This window comes from Streptomyces sp. NPDC093149 (genome assembly GCF_044754145.1).
Classification (GTDB): Bacteria; Actinomycetota; Actinomycetes; order Streptomycetales; family Streptomycetaceae; genus Streptomyces.
The window spans coordinates 21,557-38,652 of the sequence record NZ_JBIVON010000023.1 but is presented as its reverse complement, the minus strand read 5'-3'; the positions used below and the strand labels follow the sequence as shown (position 1 = coordinate 38,652).

General features: G+C 67.3%; 14 protein-coding genes and 2 pseudogenes. 11 read left to right on the top strand and 5 right to left on the bottom strand.

The features are described 5' to 3' along the window. Window positions 1-378: 378 nt before the first annotated feature. The gene (locus ACIQCZ_RS37070; protein ID WP_402289635.1) at window positions 379-813 is read right to left on the bottom strand and encodes a hypothetical protein; all 435 of its coding nucleotides are present in this window, start codon (window positions 811-813) and stop codon (window positions 379-381) included. Window positions 814-1,591: 778 nt separating this feature from the next. Between ACIQCZ_RS37070 and ACIQCZ_RS37065 the strand changes: the two genes are divergently transcribed. The 10 genes and pseudogenes from ACIQCZ_RS37065 to ACIQCZ_RS37020 all read left to right on the top strand — a co-directional run bounded on the left by ACIQCZ_RS37065 (window position 1,592) and on the right by ACIQCZ_RS37020 (window position 10,261). Further along, on the top strand, window positions 1,592-2,167 hold the full coding sequence (locus ACIQCZ_RS37065; RefSeq protein ID WP_402289633.1) for a hypothetical protein: 576 nt from the start codon (window positions 1,592-1,594) through the stop codon (window positions 2,165-2,167). Window positions 2,168-2,623: 456 nt separating this feature from the next. Further along, window positions 2,624-3,298: a hypothetical protein gene (locus tag ACIQCZ_RS37060; protein ID WP_402289631.1), complete on the top strand. Its 675-nt coding sequence runs from the start codon at window positions 2,624-2,626 to the stop codon at window positions 3,296-3,298. Between the two features lie 204 nt (window positions 3,299-3,502). Then, entirely contained in the window at window positions 3,503-4,396 is an 894-nt protein-coding gene (locus ACIQCZ_RS37055; RefSeq protein WP_402289629.1) for a hypothetical protein, read from the top strand. A gap of 229 nt (window positions 4,397-4,625) precedes the next feature. After that, window positions 4,626-5,033, top strand: coding sequence for a hypothetical protein (locus tag ACIQCZ_RS37050; RefSeq protein ID WP_402289627.1), 408 nt, complete (start codon window positions 4,626-4,628; stop codon window positions 5,031-5,033). Next, the gene (locus ACIQCZ_RS37045) at window positions 5,030-6,220 is read left to right on the top strand and encodes a hypothetical protein (protein WP_402289625.1); all 1,191 of its coding nucleotides are present in this window, start codon (window positions 5,030-5,032) and stop codon (window positions 6,218-6,220) included. The genes ACIQCZ_RS37050 and ACIQCZ_RS37045 overlap by 4 nt, the downstream gene beginning before the upstream one ends. Before the next feature lie 48 nt (window positions 6,221-6,268). Next, window positions 6,269-6,487, top strand: a pseudogene (locus ACIQCZ_RS37040) (helix-turn-helix domain-containing protein); the annotation flags it as partial. A 439-nt stretch (window positions 6,488-6,926) separates the two neighbouring features. Then, entirely contained in the window at window positions 6,927-7,142 is a 216-nt protein-coding gene (locus ACIQCZ_RS37035; RefSeq protein WP_402289696.1) for a hypothetical protein, read from the top strand. 144 nt (window positions 7,143-7,286) lie between these two features. Then, window positions 7,287-8,733 (top strand): annotated as a pseudogene (locus tag ACIQCZ_RS37030) (replication initiator). Further along, window positions 8,733-8,957: a helix-turn-helix domain-containing protein gene (locus tag ACIQCZ_RS37025; protein ID WP_402289624.1), complete on the top strand. Its 225-nt coding sequence runs from the start codon at window positions 8,733-8,735 to the stop codon at window positions 8,955-8,957. The pseudogene ACIQCZ_RS37030 and the gene ACIQCZ_RS37025 overlap by 1 nt, the downstream one beginning before the upstream one ends. Then, window positions 8,957-10,261: a tyrosine-type recombinase/integrase gene (locus ACIQCZ_RS37020; RefSeq protein ID WP_402289621.1), complete on the top strand. Its 1,305-nt coding sequence runs from the start codon at window positions 8,957-8,959 to the stop codon at window positions 10,259-10,261. Before ACIQCZ_RS37025 ends, ACIQCZ_RS37020 begins: the two co-directional genes overlap by 1 nt. A gap of 112 nt (window positions 10,262-10,373) precedes the next feature. On the opposite strand, the gene ACIQCZ_RS37015 is transcribed toward ACIQCZ_RS37020, so the two are convergent. From ACIQCZ_RS37015 to ACIQCZ_RS37005, 3 genes are all read right to left on the bottom strand, one after another. Then, window positions 10,374-10,985, bottom strand: a complete 612-nt coding sequence (locus tag ACIQCZ_RS37015) for a hypothetical protein (protein WP_402289619.1) — start codon at window positions 10,983-10,985, stop codon at window positions 10,374-10,376. A 20-nt stretch (window positions 10,986-11,005) separates the two neighbouring features. Further along, on the bottom strand, window positions 11,006-14,533 hold the full coding sequence (locus ACIQCZ_RS37010; RefSeq protein WP_402289617.1) for a transposase: 3,528 nt from the start codon (window positions 14,531-14,533) through the stop codon (window positions 11,006-11,008). Window positions 14,534-14,736: 203 nt separating this feature from the next. Further along, window positions 14,737-14,862, bottom strand: a complete 126-nt coding sequence (locus tag ACIQCZ_RS37005; RefSeq protein ID WP_402289615.1) for a hypothetical protein — start codon at window positions 14,860-14,862, stop codon at window positions 14,737-14,739. A gap of 349 nt (window positions 14,863-15,211) precedes the next feature. On the opposite strand from ACIQCZ_RS37005, the gene ACIQCZ_RS37000 reads away from it, so the two are divergent. Beyond that, the gene (locus ACIQCZ_RS37000) at window positions 15,212-16,399 is read left to right on the top strand and encodes a LuxR C-terminal-related transcriptional regulator (RefSeq protein ID WP_402289613.1); all 1,188 of its coding nucleotides are present in this window, start codon (window positions 15,212-15,214) and stop codon (window positions 16,397-16,399) included. Between the two features lie 62 nt (window positions 16,400-16,461). On the opposite strand, the gene ACIQCZ_RS36995 is transcribed toward ACIQCZ_RS37000, so the two are convergent. Beyond that, window positions 16,462-16,992, bottom strand: a complete 531-nt coding sequence (locus ACIQCZ_RS36995; RefSeq protein WP_402289611.1) for a carboxymuconolactone decarboxylase family protein — start codon at window positions 16,990-16,992, stop codon at window positions 16,462-16,464. Window positions 16,993-17,096 lie beyond the last annotated feature (104 nt).

The following is a 17,096-nucleotide window of genomic DNA, read 5'->3' as shown; positions in this document are numbered from 1 at the left end:
TGTCCTTCGCTGCGCTCGCCCGCAGGATCAGCTCTTTGCAACGGGCTGGATCAACCGCTTCGGGCGCTTTCGTCCGTCGGCGCTGGGTCCTCTCCTTCAGCGCATCAACGCCTACCTGGTGCGCTGGATCCGCCAGAAGTACAGACGGCTGGCGGCGAGGGGGAAGGCCCTCGCGAACCTGCGGGAGATCGCCCAGCAATGCCCGCGCATGGGGCGGCCCCGGCACCGCGAGCGCCGAACCGGGGCCGGTGAGTGCCGGGCGGGTCAGGAGGGGCGGCCCGCGTGGGGGGAATCGAGCTGGGGGCTGAAGCCGAAGGCTCATTCGGAACGAGCGCTACGGTCGCCTGGGGGCAACGTGGGTGGTTTCCTCCCCTTCGGTCAGAGAGCGTTCTCGTCGACGTCTTCCGTGGCAACGGTGTATGTGGTGCTCCTCGTGGTCCGGTCGATGGCGACGGACCGCTTGTTCCACGGGTCGGCGAGGAGGAGACCGAGATCTTCCCGGAGACAGTCGTCGAGGACGAGAGCGACAGGCTGTCCGTTGGTGGTGCGGCAGCGAACGATGGTGTCGTCGCCTGCTTCTCGCGGAGTGGTGACGGCCTTATCCCAGCGGACGATCAGAGGTTCACCGTTCTCAGTGCCGGTCTGGGCGCCGGGCGGGTCGATCATGATCCTGCCGAGGGCTTCGCGCTGGTCCTCGTCGAGAATGAGCCGGTACGGTGCGCCGGTTTCGTCGGTCAGGTCAACGCCCATCTCCCGGGTGGACATGAAGAAGGCAGTGAATTTGGTCCAGGTGAGGCGTGTGGGCTTGAGCATGGGGTCCTTCCCGGGGTTGAGTACCCGCCAGCCAGCGGGCCGGTCGGAAGCTGCTTCGCAAAGAGGCGGGGTGGCAGAAGGGACCCTGCGCGGGGTGTGGGTTAGCCCTGCGACACTCATGAGGCGTCGCGGCCGGGCACCGGATGCGCAGGGCAGGCGTTGCGGAAACCGCTCGGCCGTATGGGCGCACGGCTGCCTCCTCGTGTTCTGGGGTGATCAGGGCGGCGACGTTCTTGCCTTTGCTTCCCGTACGGATTCGTGTGGTCCTTCGTGACCACGGACTGTAAAGCTCTCCCGCTGTGTGAATCCCAGCGCGTGCGCCTGTGACCGGCTGCTCCGCCGGGATCTCTCGTCCGGCGCGCCGTTCCGAGACAGTTCTCTCTCCTCATACCCGAGGCAGTGAACTCTGTCAAAGACACCCCGGAGTCGGCTCCGCCGACTCGGTCCCCTCCTCTGTGTGCCGCGTGCGGCACGAACGGCATCGCAGATGCCGACGAGTTCATCCGCCACGGACTAGCCAGGAGGCCGCGCAACGTCCTGTCCCCCGCAGGGGCGCTCCCCCGGCAAGCGCACCACATGCCGGGCCGCGGGCCGACCGCCCCTTTTCGGGGACGGCCTCTCCCCCGGCAAGCGCACCTCGCCGCTGGGATCGGGGTCGAGGCGGAATGCCCAGCTGCCGGGGTGTACGACAGGGCTGGGTACGGCCTGTCTGTTGGGATAGTTCAGATGGACGACCCCAGGCGCTGGGGATGTCAGTGCCCTTTGGCAGGGTGGCCGTATGAGCAAAGTAGTCAGTTACTCCATGGCGAACCGCGGGGAAGTTGCGCGTTTTCTGCCCGCCCTGGACCTGAGCGACGACGAATCGCGGCTCCTGGACAGGATGCGGGAGCGGGCGCGGGCACGCCAGGAAAATCTCGATGCCCAAGAGGTGGACTGGGGACTGTCGGTTCAGGACGCGCTGGAAGAGCTGATTACCGGTCGGGCCGATTCCAGCGCGGAGCACGCCGGCAGCGCCTACTACACAGCGCTCCAGATCATCATCGACCACAACGCATCCGACTCCGCCACCCTGGCGAGCTACCGAAGCCCCACCACTTTCTTCTCCGCTCTGGACGACGCGCTGAGCGCAGCTGGTGTCCAGGCGGACCTGCTGCCCTACCAGTACATCTACAGCGGTCCGCCCTCGGAGATCGGGTTTCGCATCCCCAGCCCCCTGGAGGGCTCTCCGGAGATCGGATACTGGCCGCTGGCGAAGGCCGGACCCGCGATGGAGGCCTACCGGGCGGTACTGGACCGGATCGACGCCGACCTGCGGTATGACCTGGAGGAGCTGATCAAGGCCCTCGACAGCTGATACTCGGAATGGGCCGAGGGCCAGGGCGCCTGGTGGTGGGCCGAAGACGGATCGATCTTCTTCTCCATCACCGGCTGAACCGGCCCCGGGCGGCTTCTCCTCGCCAGCCGTGCGGGCTGGCGAGGTAGGAGTCAATCAATCGATGACGCACTCAGCCATGCTGCGGCAGCCCCCTCCGCCATGACCGAGAGTGCACGTTCCGTGCTCCTTCTTGACCGAGCCCGAGGCCGCCGCGCGCGCCGGGCCGGAGAGTGACCGGCCCGCGCCCAGGCAGGCTGCACCCAGGCGGCACCGTAGGAACGCGTCGACAGCCAGGGGATACTGGCACCCCATCCAACGGCCGCTTCCGCTCCGCCTCCGCAGCCCTGCGCCCAGCCCTGCACCCGCCTCGCGGCTCGTCCGGATTCCCGGAAACACGGTCGCGCCGGGCCGCGGCCCGTTGCTACAAGAAGGGGCATGGGAATCTGGACCGACGCCTTCATCGCGCCCCCGGCACCGACCCTCCTGCGGCCGGAGACGTTCGGCCGGCTCGCGGTCGAGCTGGCGCGCGAGCGTGTGGTCCGGACCCCGTGGGCGCTCCTCGCGGGGAAGCTCTGCGTCAACGCGAGCCTCAACTGGGGCAGCGTCAGCGGGCAGGCCAACTGGGACCGGCCTCCCGTCGGTACGGTGCTGCGGACCGAGGAGTACCCGTGCGACATGGAGGACCCGGACGACGACCCCCCGCCCTGGGGCCCCTCGCACGAGGAGGCCCGGCTGCTCGCCTCCGGCGAGAAGGCTCTCGACATCCTTCCGGCGCTGCGGGCCGCCCCGTACGGCGACGAGGACGCCGCCGTCGTCTTCGCCCACATGGACTTCGGCAACCGGGCGATCACCAACTACTTCCAGTACGCGGACAGACGCACGACGCTGGCCTGCTTCGCCCTGGCCCGCCCGCAGAACCGGCCGCTGTCCGCCGACACCTACGGGGACATGGACGACGGGCCGACACTTCCGGTGCGGACCTGCGTGGTCCACACCTTCAAGCACGCGCTGGGCGACCTCGGCCTCGACGGCGGCCCGGTACCAGCGCTCGCCGCCATCACCTCCCGCTACTTCGGACCGGACCAGGTCAGCGGCAAGACCTGGGGCTGAACCCGCCCGGCGCCCTGCCCCGGGCTCGGCGCGTCTTCTGTACCCACCGCTACGCTGCATCGCCAAGTCTTCTGCGCCAGCATTTCGACTCGCCATAGACTCTCACTCGAAAGGCATTCAGATAGGATGTTATCGAGGATCGGCGACTCACCCGGACTGGACAGTACCAGCGAACAGGGTGCCGGACAGGAGAGGCGAGAAGCGATGAAGACCTGGAGGACAAGGAATGCTGCGCCTTCCGCCGCAGCACTTGCTGCGGCCACGGGCGTCCTGCTCGCAGGATGCTCCGACGGCGACGGCGGCACACGGGCGAAGCCGACGCCTGCACCGGCCCTGACACCAGCCGAGAACATCGTCAAGGTGACCGACAAGGCCCTCGGCGAGGCGTTGGAAAGGCTCGTCTTCCATGACACCCGGAGTTCGAGCAAGGATGGCGGGGCCTGTCTGGCCTTCGCCGCACGGGATGCGGGGATGTCGGAGAAGACACTGACCTACATCGTCAAGGCCGACGATGACGATGCGGGCACAGTCATCGACGGCCTGGAGAAGACGAGCGAGGAAGACGCTGCGCTCCTGGCCTCGCGACCACTGCGCGAGGACTTCGACGCGTGCGTCGACAAGGCTGTGCTCCCCAGCGGCGGCGAGACGCAGAGCTACGAGCCCCCGAAGGCGGCCGCGAAGCCTGCGGCCGGTAAGCCGGCCTACGCGATCCGCGCGGACCAGCCGATCAACTCGTCCATGGAGCTCGCCAAGGGCTTGGTCTCGATGTTCTCGTCCTACGCCCGGGACGAGAGTCAGAAGAAGACCTACGGCGGCAGGGGCATGCCTCTCAGCCCTGGCGTACGACGCGGGCTTCAGCCAGGAGGCGCTGCACTTCCTTGCCAGCGGTGCACCCCTCGGCACCGGGTCAATCGTCGAACGTCTATCCAACGACAAGGACAAGGCGATCTGGTAGTCACAAAAGTTCATCCAAGGGCTCGTCGACTGCACAACGAACGCGATACTGACTGCCAAGCCCGGCTCCTGAGCCGAAGCCCACCAGACAAACGGAGGACCCTGCGCGATGCGCCGGGTCCTCTCTTTTTCGCAGTCACATGAAGACAGATGCGAACCGCAGCAGGCGACCCCGCCGGGGGGTAGCAAGGGCCACCCGCTGCGGCGACACGCGGTCAGACACTGACTGCGCGCGGGTGCGACTCTACAGGCATTCAGGCGACAGATCAATGAGCACTACGCCTTGCCTGTCAATTTATCACGGGTGACCTATTGAATAACGTTGATAAGGTGGCCCCATAGATTAGTAAAATAGGGCATGGAGAGACCGCACATGACCGCCACACAGAAGTCGGAGAAGACGAAGCAGCCCGTGCGCGGTGCGAAGAAGAAGCCGCCGGGCGCAGCTCGGAGCGGAGGCGATCGCCGCTCGGGCATGTTCGTGCGGCTGGACCCGGACGACAAGCAGCGCGCGAAGTACTGGGCCGACAAGCGCGGATTCCCCTCGGTAAACGAGTACGTGGCTGAGGCTGTGATCGAGAAGATCCAGCGCGAGAACCTCGACTACGACCTGCCGACGCTGGAGATCGCGCGGCTCAACGAGCTGATCGACCAGGTCAAGGCGCTCTCAACGACCAACGCGAACCTCGAGCGCGTGGTCACTCAGGGCTTCAACTCCCTCATCGGGCTCACCCGTGGCGACAACTACCTGCTCGACGACGAGGATGGAGAGCTCTCGTGAGCAGGGACTTCGCAGAGATGCTGGAGGCGACCACGCCCACCGACGAGGTGATGGACGTGGACACATCCTTCCTTGACGCCTACCGGCGTAGCGGGAGCGAGGAGCTCAAGCGTCTCCAGGCTCAGGAGCGCGAAGCGCAGGCCGCGCAGTCGCAGTCTGACGCAGCAGGGCCCGAGCCGGAGGCCCGGTTTGGCGAGACCGGCGAAGTCGCCCCTCGACCCGAGGTCGAAGGTACGCAGGCTGAGCGCGACATGGAGGCCGAATCGGATCGTATGGACCTGGAGCCGGACTACGAGCCTGCGGCCGGAGACTCTGAGCGGGCCGGCGGATCCAGTCAGCGCGTTGGTGCTGGAGCAGGAGCCGACGGCGGACAGAGCACAGCCGACGCGATACTCCCGGGCAGCGTGCCCGCGGCTGATGCCGCTCCGGCTCCTCAGGCGCAGACGAACGTCGGTGATGTCCTTGCAGCCGAGGCTGGTGCTCATGACGCCGTCGCGGCGCTGGCGGATCCCGAGCCCGGGACGCCCGGCTCGCTCCAGCTCACCGACCACCAGGAGGCCGCGCAGAGCGCGGCCTCGAAGGGCGGCTCGAACGGTGCAGCCGAGGCAGCCGCCACGCTTCCCCAGTCGGGCTTCCGGCTTTCCGGCGTGAAGAGCCAGCCGCACATCAAGGCACTGCCCGAGAGCATCACGAGCGTGCTGCGGGAGCAGTTGCGGGCCGCCGCGGCCCGCGAACTGGGCGTGAGCGACGGCGTCGCGCGAGAGTTCAGCCAGCGGCTGAGCCAGGGCACGCTCGTAACGGCCTTCCTGCTGGCGCAGCTCGACCTGCACATTGATGCAGACCCGGCCACCGAGCGCGCCGTCGAGCTGTTCCGCTCCCGCGATCCGTTGCTGGGCAGCGTGGTGGCACGGCTGGCGGGCATCGAGGCCGCCGAACGCGAGCGGGACGGGCTGCTGCACAAGCTGCGCGACGAGCTGGCCGGGGTGCGCCAGACCAGCGCTGTGATCGAACAGGCGCTGGCGTACTCCATTGCCGATCGCACGGAGAACTTCCTGCGGGGCTCGCACAACATCCACGACGCGCCGATCACGCACAAGGATGCGATCTACCTCCGGGACAAGGTGCGCGAGGCGACCAGGAAGCAGACAAAGCTCGAATGCGAGCGGGAAGGACGGCCGATTCGATGAGCACGACGAGCAAGGAGAAGCTCTCCCCCAAGCGCCAGCGCTGTAAGTGTGCGTTTGCGAGCAGCGGTGCAGCCGCTGGTCGGCGTTCGGCGTGAGTTCCTGCCGCATCCCCGCAGGGACGAGCGAGTCGGACGCCGACCTGCGGTTTCTGCCCGCTACCTGTCTGAGGAGGAGCGCATACGCATCGCTGACCTGCGACGTGAGAAGCGGTCAATCCGATCAATCGCAACCGAGCTGGACTGTAGTCCGTCGACCATCAGCCGGGGGATCCGGCGCAACTGCAATCCCAAAGTCAGGCCGAGCCACCCCGGGTGCTACCGGCTGTTCGCCGCCCAGAAGCGGGCCGAGACACGCTGGTCGCGCCCCAGGCCCAGACGGATCGACGAGCACTCTGAACTGCGGGAATTCATCCAGGCGCGTCTGGATAAAAGGTGGAGCCCCGAGCAGATCGCGAGCATCCTTCGCAGGGATTTCCCCAACCGTCCGGAGATGCGAGCGACACACGAGACGATCTACCGAGCTCTGTACGCCCAGGCTGAGGGTGGCCTGTGGCGCCAGCTCTTCCGTCGTCTCAGGACCGGCCGAAGCGTGCGCAAGAGTCGCCGGCAGCCGGAACGTAGAACTCCGCGGTTCTCCCACCCGATGGTCCCGATCAGCGCCGGTCCCCGTCGCCACTCCCGCTCCGGCCCCGGCAGAGGTGCCCTACGTGATCGCGGCGTCCGAATCCGCGCCCGCCCCGGCCGCCGCCAAGTTGCCTGCTACCGGCTCCCATCCGGCCCTGCCCGCCGCTCTGCTGAACACGGCGTGGCGCATCGCGGAGGCCCACCACGCTGAGCACGGAGCGCTGATCACCGCCGCCCAGCTCGCAACCCGCATGGGCGTCGCCCTGCCGGTGGCGACCGCCGCCCTCGCTCAGCTCTGAGCCACCCCGGCCACCGGCCGGATCGCCTCCTGAAATCCACGTCCACCGATGGGCCTGGTACGTCATGCCCTGAGCAGCAACACGCCCACAGTCACGGCCTGTTGCTGCTCGGGGCCACCACCCGACAGAAGGGACACGCCCCGAATGGTCACCCTGGACCTGCGCCACGTGGCAAGCCCCGCCGTGCGGGACCTCCTCCACCTCGTCAACCACCCCGACTTCGACCGCACACAGCAGCAGATCGAACGCCTCGGCGGCTGCGCCGAACCCGTACGCTTGACAGACCACACCACCACCGTCGACACCACAACCGGTGAAGCGCTGCGCTCCTACACCTCCTCTGACGAACCCACCGGCAGCCTGCTCACCACGTGCGGCAACCGCCGTGCATCCCGCTGCCCGGCCTGCTCCCGCATCTACGCCGCCGACACCTACCACCTCATCCGCGCCGGCCTCTCCGGCGGCAAGACCGTGCCCGACCCCGTCCGTACCCACCCCCGCGTCTTCGCCACTCTCACCGCCCCCTCCTTCGGTCCTGTCCACAACCGCCCCACCACCCTGGGCGGCGATGTCCGGCCCTGCCGCTGCCGCCAGTTCCACGGACCCACGGACGCCCAGCTGGGGACGCCACTGGTCCCGGCGACGTACGACTACGCGGGCGCGGTCCTGTTCAACGCCCATGCCTCCGCCCTGTGGGCCCGCTTCACGACCTACCTGCGCCGTGAGCTCGCCGTCCGGCTCGGCATGACCCAGAAGGCCGGCCGAGCTCGTGATGCGGGTCTCCTTCGCCAAGGTCGCCGAGTACCAGAAACGCGGCCTGATCCACTTCCACGCCGTCATCCGGCTCGACGGCCCCGGCGGCAGCACCCAGCCCCCGCCCTCGTACGCCACCGTCGCCATGCTCGCCGACGCCATCCGCGCCGCAGCCCTCCGTGTCCGAGTGGCCGTCGCGTCGGACGCGGTCGGGGAACGCGAACTCACCTGGGGCCAGCAGCTCGACGTACGCGAGATCGCCGCCTTCGGCACCGAAACCGAACTCACCGACCAAGCGGTCGCCAAATACGCCACCAAATACGCCACCAAGTCCGTCGACGCCTCCGGCGCCCTCGACCGCGCCCTGTTCTGCCGTCCCTGCAAGGGACGCGGCGCAACCCTACTGCCCCACGGAACCCCGCTCCCCTGCACCGCATGCGACGGAACCGGACAGGCCCGCCCGCTGCCCCGCCTCGCCGTCGCGCGGCACGTGCGGCAGATGATCCGCACCTGCTGGGAGCTGGGCAAGCTACCCGAGTTCGCCGGCCTCAAGCTCTGGAAGTGGGCGCACATGCTCGGCTTCCGGGGCCACTTCTCCACCAGGTCCCGCCGCTACTCCACCACCCTCGGCGCGCTGCGCGCCGCCCGCCGCGCCTGGCGCACCGAACAGGCCCGCTCCCACGCCGGCCTGCCCGAGCCCGACCCGGACACCACCCTCGTCGTCGGCCACTGGGCTTACCAGGGCTCGGGCTACAGCCCCGGCGGCGCGCTCCTCGCAGCCGCCGTCTGGCACCGCCGGGAACTGGAACGCCGGTTCATCGCCGAAGGGGGCTGCTGATGAACGCGCAGGAACCCGCCCCGACCCGGCGGGGACTGAGTACGCCGGAAGAGCTGCTGACCGTGCCCCAGGTCATGGCCCGCCTCCAACTCGGCCGCTCAGCCATCTACGACCTGCTCCGCACCCGCCAGCTCGCCTCGATCACCCTCGGCCGCGCCCGCCGCATCCCCACCCACGCCCTCACCGACTTCATCCGCACCCGCCTCGAACAGGAAGCCGCCTGATGACCACACCCCGAGACAGCGTCCCCTCCCGCCGCGTGCGCGCCAACGGCGACGGAACCGTCTACCAGCGCAAGGACGGCCGCTGGGAAGCCGCCGGATACGTCCTCGCCCCCGGCAACACGCGCCGCCGCGTCCGCGTCTACGGCTCCACCCGCAAGGAAGCCCTGGCCAAGCTCACCGAGAAGATCGCCGCCAGCAACCACGGACTCCCCGTGCCCTCCGCGCAGGGCAGCGTGGCCGCATACCTGACGTACTGGCTGGAGAACATCTCCGTCCACCACCTCCGCGAAAACACCCACACCCGCTACACCACCTGCGTCGACCGGTACCTGATCCCCGGCCTGGGCAAGAAGAAGCTCACCAAGCTCACCGCCAAGGACGTCCGCACCTGGCTCAACCAGCTCCGCACCACCTGCCAGTGCTGCTCGCGCGGCATCGATGCCCGGCGCGACCAACCCCGCTGCTGCGCCGCCGGCCAGTGCTGCCACAAGCTCCTCTCCCCGCTGACGCTCACCTACATCCACTCCGTGCTCAAGTCCGCCCTGGAGCATGCCGTACGCGAGGAGGAAATCCCGCGCAACGTCGCCCGCAACGTCCGCACCGGCACGCCTCGCCCCCGGCGCTTCGAACCCCTCACCGCCGACGAAGCCCGCCAGTTCCTCGCGGCCACGCGCGGACACCGGTTGCACTCGCTGTTCGAACTCGCCCTCCACACCGGACTCCGCAAGGGCGAACTCCTCGGCCTGCGCTGGGAAGACCTCGACCTCGACGCCGGCACCGCGGCAATCCGCCGAACCCTCCAGCGCACCAGCGCAGGCGGGCTCACCACGCTGCCCACCAAGACACGGGCCTCCGAGCGCCGCATCGCCCTTCCCACCCGCTGCGTCCAGTCGCTGAAGCACCGCCACGAGCAGCAGCGCGAACGCGAGGCCGCGGGCACCGCCTGGCAGCACGACGGGTACGTGTTCACCACGGTGCAGGGCCGACCGATCGACCCGACCAACCTCACCCGCACCTTCATCACGCTCCTCCGCAAGGCCGGCCTCCGCCGCATCCGCTTCCACGACCTCAGGCACTCGACCGCGACCCTGCTCCTGGAACAGGGAGTCGAACTCGTCGTGATCAAGGAACTCCTCGGACACGCCCACATCGACGTCACCGCCACCGTCTACGCCCATGTCCGACTCCGCCTCCAGCGAGACGCCATCGACACCCTCAGCACCGCACTCGGCAGCCCGGAGACCACCAAGACGGTCAGCTCCGACGGCGACGAGCCGCCACCCTGCGCCGCCCTCGTCCGCTGACGTGCAGAAGCCCCGCCAGGACACACCTGACGGGGCTTCAGATTTGCACAAGCGTACCGCTGTACGGGCTCAGCGCCTGGGCCGGATCGACTCCGGCGGGCGCTCCGTGACGTTACGGCCGTCTACCGCTCGGAGGTCCATAGTTGGCGGTCAGGGTTGCGGCGTACTCGTCCGGAACGGTCCGCCCCGCGAAGGTCAGCGGGAGATACGACTCCAGTGCGCCTGACACCTCCAGGAAGGGCCCGAACTGCGCGCGCCATTTGTTCCGTGCGGCCACGTTCGGAAAACCCCGGAAGACTGCAACCTCGGGATCCCTTTCACCCCAACATCCCCACCTTCCGGAAGCTCCAGTCACAGCGATGACGTTCGCAGAGATCGCGATCGACCCCATGATGTCGCCGTCCGGCTCGTGACCGATCGCCGCCCAGTAGTCGTCCACGTCGGCCTCGACGGACAACGACAACGCCGGGTACATCCGATACTCCGGGAGGTAGAACGCGTCGCAGTCCGGCTCAAGAACCAGCAGTTCGACATGCCTGTCACCATGCCACCGGGCCATCGTGCAGAGCGCCGACCAGAATTCCGGGGTGAGGACCGCATCGAACTCACAGAAGAGCGAGTCCTCCGCACCCTCCTTGAAGACCTGGCCAGGCAGCCTGGCATCAAGATCGAAGGTGGCTGCGCTACGGGAGCGAACATCCAGATAGCCGCTGCGATCGATCACTGTCGAACCCGCCTCTGCCATTAGTCCTCACCCAGCCTGATCTTGATGTCGGCCTTCTTAGACCTCGGATTGTAGTAGTCAGCCGTCCACCCCTCGTGACTGTTCGCCTTTCCGCGAAGGAAATACCTTGCCCCATCCTTCTCGTACATGATGTTCGGGCCCTTGTCGGTGCGAGCCCACCCATTGGCCTCAAGGTTCTTTCCGAACTCAACGGGACCGACGTCCGTCGATTTGTTCAGCATGCGAGCGCCAGGACTAGTGATGTCCTCATATTTTGACGCGGTCGGACAGTTGCTGTTGTGAACGAGTACCGGTGTCTCGCCCGCCAGCACATAGTACGTGTGGATGCGATCGACGGTGAGGTCGTGGGTTTGCTGCCGCTTCTTGTAGTGGCGGATGGCAACGACCTCAACCGTGCCCTTGCTCGCAGTGCGCAGCTGAGTACCAGGTTCTACGTCGCCGGCGTCGATCCACTGGTTCTGGTCGGTGGACCAGAACGGGTGAGTGTCGGTGGCGATGATGGTCTCGCGGCCGTCGTTCGTCTTGATTGTGAGCTGGGTGAAGTCCTTGTCGTCCTTCGTGAGGATGGTGGCAACGACTTCTTCAGGTGCCGTCTCGCCCGTGAGCGGGTCGGTGGCCAGCACCTCGTCGCCGTCGTCGATGTCCTCGATGTTCTTGGTGGTGCCGTCGGCGAGGAGAACCTTCGTACCGGGGAGGAAGCTGTGCTTCGTGCACGTCTTGACTACGTCTTGCACGTCTTCCGCAAGTTTCTCAGCCCGCTTGGCTCCCTTGAGTGCCTTGAGCGGCTTGAGGACCTTCAGGACAGGCAGATCGGTAGCGCTCCAGGCGCAGGCCGACTTGTCTCCATCGACGCAGTCCGACCACGACTCCGCATCGGGCAGAACAACCGCGGCAATGACGGGACCGATGTACCGGGTGTAGAAATTGTTCGGGGGCTGCGACTTCAGAGCATGGAAGCTGATGCTGTCATTGCGTGTGTTCCCATGTGACTTTGCGCTCCGGGACCAGGAGGTGGACGTTCCAACTACGGTTTTCGTGCCATAGGAGACCCTGGTGACGTGGCGATAGCTCCAACCCCCGTGATCGTCGAGGAAGTAGCCACTGCCCGCGGTCCTGTTGTCGTAGTTCCCGTATTTGTCCCACTGGTCGTTGTAGCCGGCCCCACCCGCCGGTCCGTCGGGGCGAAGTCCGCTCGGGTCACTCAGGGTGGTGGGGTTGTTGTTCGCGTAGGTGTACCCGTTCATCTGCTGGGGGTCGGTTAGCTCGAGGAGCGGGTCGACGGAGATGAAGCGGCCGAGGTCGGGGTCGTACTCGCGGGCGCCGAGGTGGGTGAGGCCGGTGGTCTTGGTGTCGTCGGTGCCGCTGACGAAGCCCTTGGTGCTGGGCCAGGTCGTGGGGGCCTGGCCGCGTATCGCGCCGAAGGGGAGCGTGCGGCGCTGGGTAAGGGCCAGGTCTGTCGCTCGGATGGCGAGTTCGCCGGTTCCGTGGTGGTCGGCGATGGTGAAGGTGAAGGTGCCGTCGTCCTGGCGGATGGCCATGTGGCCTCCGCCGAGGTCGAAGTAGCGGGTGGCCTTGGCCTTGTCCGCTCCGGCGGGGAGCGTGACCTCGGTGTTACCGAGGTAGAGCGTGGCCTCGGTGCCGGTGCGGCTGATGAGACGGTTGCCCGTTGCGTCGTAGAGATAGGTGGTGGTCTTGCCGTTCTCGGTCACCGAGGCGAGATGGCCCTCGGCGTCCCAGGTCAGGCTCTGGCCGGGCCGGGTTGTGGTGTTGCCGCTCGCGTCGTACTCGTAGCCGTTGGTCGTGGTCCCCGACGGAGCCTCAGTGGTGACAGAGGTGAGGGAGTGGGCCTGCGGCTTCCCCGGGTCGGGGTAGTCGAAGTTCCGCTTGGTGTCCTTGGTGGCGTCACCTGCGGTGTTGTGCTGAACTTCGGTGGAGCGGTTGCCGGACTTGTCGTACGTGAAACTCTGCCAGTACGGGGCGGGGCCACCGATCTGGTTGCCGGACGGGTTCTCCGCGCAGGTGGTGGTGGGCTGCGTCCATGCCTCAGTGACACGGCCGAGATAGTCGTTGATGAAGCACTGGTTGTCCGTGCCGGTGCGTGAGACATCAGCCATCGACAGGACGTTGCCGGCCTCGTCGTACCGGTAGGTGACGTTGCGGTCGACTCCGGGCTGGTCCTGGCGGTCGACACGTGAGAGTGCGAGCCGTCGGGTGCCCGACTCATAGGCGTTGGTGACCCGGGTCGTCTTGCCCCCGTTGGTCAAGCCCATCACGTACGTCAGAGGCCTGCCCGTCAGGCTGTACGAAGCATTGGACGTCATGCCCTCGCCGTAGACGGCGATGGGCCGGAGGGTTTCGTCCTCGTAGGTGTAGTTGGACGAGCCTGCGGGCAGCGAGCCGGCCGCGGAGTAGCTGATGGCGCCCGGGAGCCCCGAGGGCAGATAGGTCGTGCCTGCCTGGTACGTGCCCTGCAGCTTCCCTTCGGCGGCCGGGATGACGACAGCGGTTTTGAAGGGACGGTAGAGCCGGTCGTAGGCAGTGACCTTGGAGGTGTACGCCTGACCGTCGACGTAGCGGGTGGATTCGGCGAGTTGCCCCTTCGCACCGGTGATGGTGTCGTACACCTGTTTGGTCCGCAGGGTGCCCGTGGCTGAATTCTCGTGTACTTCGGTCGGTCGGCCGAGGTCGTCGTAGAGGTAGGCCAGGCCCGGGACATCGGTGCGCGAGCCCTTGACGAAGGTCAGCTGGCCCCGGTCGTCGTAGGTGCTGTTCGTGGTGCCCTTGTCCGGGTCATTGGCGACGATCAGGTGCCCGAGCTGGTCGTACTCGTAGCTCCAGCTGTTGCCGCCGGGGTCGCGGTCCCTCCACTGCACGGCCGTCATCAGTCGCTCGACAAGCTCGCGCATGTGTCGCGCGGTGACGGTCGCGGCATCATCGCCTGGTGCCAGACGCAGTGCGTCCAGTGGCGCGGTCCAGGAACTGCGGCCCGTCTCCCGGGCACAGATCACCGAGTACGGCCAGCCGGGAACGGGAATGTGCTGGTCCTTGCCCCGCCCGTAGGTGTGGCACAGGATCCGCTGCGGTGAGGTATAAGCGCTGGGCCGCAGCCAGCAGGTCAGGGCCAGCACCAGTCGGCCGTCCGCCGCCCGCGGCAAAGGCACCGCGGCCGGGGCCCGCCGCAGCCGGGCCACATCGACCCGGCCCGCGGCCAGAGCGTCGTAGAGCCCGCCGTGACCACAACGGTGTTCGCCCACCAGCGACGGTTCCACCAGCGAACGGACCGGACCATCCGCACACAACACCGCGTCCGCCAGCTCGAACAACGCATCCGCACGCCTGGTCAGACGGGAGTAGAAATCACCCCGGAAGCAGGACAGTTCCGCAAACGGATCCTGCCGGACGACGTGATGCGACAGGCCACCAGGCCGAGCAGCATCCGGAGGGCGTACGTGACCAGGTGCGGAGAACGCGGGTCGGGCACGGCGCCGACCACCTCCAGGAGCGAGAGGGGTTTCGCGGGCGTGCACAACTCCCGAACACTTGACGCCGAGTTGATCGTGGAATCACGTGATCACGACGGGCCGCACCCTTCGACGCCCCCCCTGCCCTCGTCCAAGATCCGAGCACGCATCATGCCTGCCCCAACGACAGGGGGGACATAGCGGGCTAATAGTCGATTCAGCCAGCGAGCACGAGCGGCTGAAGGATCGAGGCCGAAATCTATCCCTTTTCATCCACACGAAGCCGAGGACGTAAGTGCATACGCCAACAAGTAGGTGAGAAAGCGCCAGTAGTTCTCGAAGTCGCCGTTGTTGATGACGGTGCGCAGGAGGAGGATGGCCTCGGCGTCGTCCATCCCTCACCTACCCTCTGTGTTCAGACGGCGTCCGTCGTAGCTAGGCACCACAACCCGTTAGCAGATGCGTTGGCAGGACCACCCGCCGGAAATCGCGGCCGGCCCGGTCCGACAATGGCGCCTGACGCAACGTAGCAATTGCAGAGAACCGTGGATCGGAAATTTCAGGTGAGTATAAAGCGACCACTCGAAGCACTCACACGCACGGCACCGAAGTTTCAGAGAAAGGCAAATGGACGTAATGCGTTATAGCCGGTGCCAGCTGCACACCCAGCTACCCCAAACACCGTCTGAAGGTCCTACCGCCACCTCGGCCGACGACCAGCGAGACACCCCGCTCGCACGTTCCTTGTCCGCCTGGCTCGCCGGTGAGGTCCACCGGGCCATCGAGCTGGCCGCCACACCCGGCGACGACGAGAACGACCCGAGGCTCGCCAAGATCTGGCACGCCCGGCTCCTGATCCGCGTCCGCGAACTTCCGGAAGCCACGCGGGTGCTCGACGAGTTGACCACCTCGTACGACGTCACCGACGACGCGGGTGTTTCAGCCGCGTTGACCACCTGCCGCGCCGAGTTCGCACTCGCGTCGGGTGACGCCGGCAGCGCGTTCGCCGAGGCGAACGTCGGCCTCGGGCTGGTCGAAGGGGGCGGCGCCTACGCCTTGCTACCGGACCTGCACGTCGTCCTGGCGCTGAGCGCCGTCCGGCAGTCCGCCACGTCGACCGGCCTGCGATTCGCGCGCAACCTGGGCGATGACGCGCTGCTCGGCCGCACCGCGCACATGCGCGGGCAGTGCGTGTGGGCCGCCGCCCAGGCGTTCGAGGCCGACGGAGGTCCGGCCTCCGTCAGTCACCTCGTCGAACGCCTGATCTCCGACGACCAGCTGACACAGGAACTCCTCGCGTCCCAGCCCGCCGCCGCCGCGTGGCTCGTCCGCCTCGCACGAAGCATCGGCGACGAGCAACTCGCCTTCAAGTGTGTGGTACGAGCCGAGTCGCTCACCGTGAAGTCGTGGGGCTTTCGTTCGCCCCACGCGGCGGCACTGCACGCCAAGGGGCTGTTCAAAGGGAATCCTGACAGACTGCGCGCCGCTTGCGAACTGTATTCGGACGGCTGGGCGTCGGCGTCGGCCGCCGAAGACCTGGCCCAGACTTGGTCCTCGCTGAACCTGGGCCGGGATCGCGCCGTCGAACAGTTCAAACGCGCAGCCGCCGGATACGAGCGTGCCGGTGCGACCCGCGACCTCGCTCGGGTCACGAGCAAGCTTCGGGAGCTCGGCGTGCGATCGGGCCGCGTGCGGCGGCCGATGCGCCGCGACGGACACCGCACCGGCTCCCTCACGGACACCGAGTTCGCGGTGGCCAACCTCGTGAGCCAGGGCCTGACGAACGTGCAGGTCGGCCGCCAGCTCTACATCTCCGGCCACACGGTGGCGTTCCATCTGAAGAAGATCTTCCGCAAGATGGAGGTCTCATCGCGGGTGGAACTGGCCCGCACGTGGGTGAGCCTCACCTCGGATCAGCAAACCGCCGACTGACCGCCGACCACCAGAGCCCCGATCGCGGGTCCGGCTCAGGCCGCGCGCGATCGAGGTCCGGATCAGCCGAGCAACAGCGCGTCCGCTCCGGCCGCCGGGTCGGGGTCGATGCGCAGGGTCGTCATCATCCGGGCCACCATCAGGTAGTGGCCCGCGACGAGCGTGAGTTCTACGACTTCCCGGTCGTCCAGAAACGCGCTGACCGACGCGTAGGTCGCGTCGTCGACCTCGTCGCGCACGACACCCGTCACGAAGTCGACCACGGCGCGCAGCAACGGCTCCAGCGCGTCGAGGTCACCCCGATCCAGCGCGTCGATCTGCTGCTGAGTCACACCCACCGCCAGCGCGAGGGGCACGTGCTGGTCCCACTCGTAGCGGGCGGCGAGCTGCCCGACCCGCAGAATCGCCAACTCGCGCAGCACCGGGTCCAGGGCGAGGTGATTGAGCAGCGCTCCGCTGAAGCGCAGCCACGGCCGGAACGCGGTCTCGGCGTGGGCCATCAATCCGAAAACGTGGAGCGACGGCAGCTTCGACAGCGGTTCCGCGATAGTTTCGGAAGCGGTGGAGGAAGTGAGATAGGGAACACGTGCCATATCTCAAATAGTAAAGGAAACTTGGTCACGGGTAAAGAAGCTCTGGTTCCCCGGTGCTGCCCGATCGCACTCGCCGGCCCCGAAAAAACGCCGCCTTTTTCTGT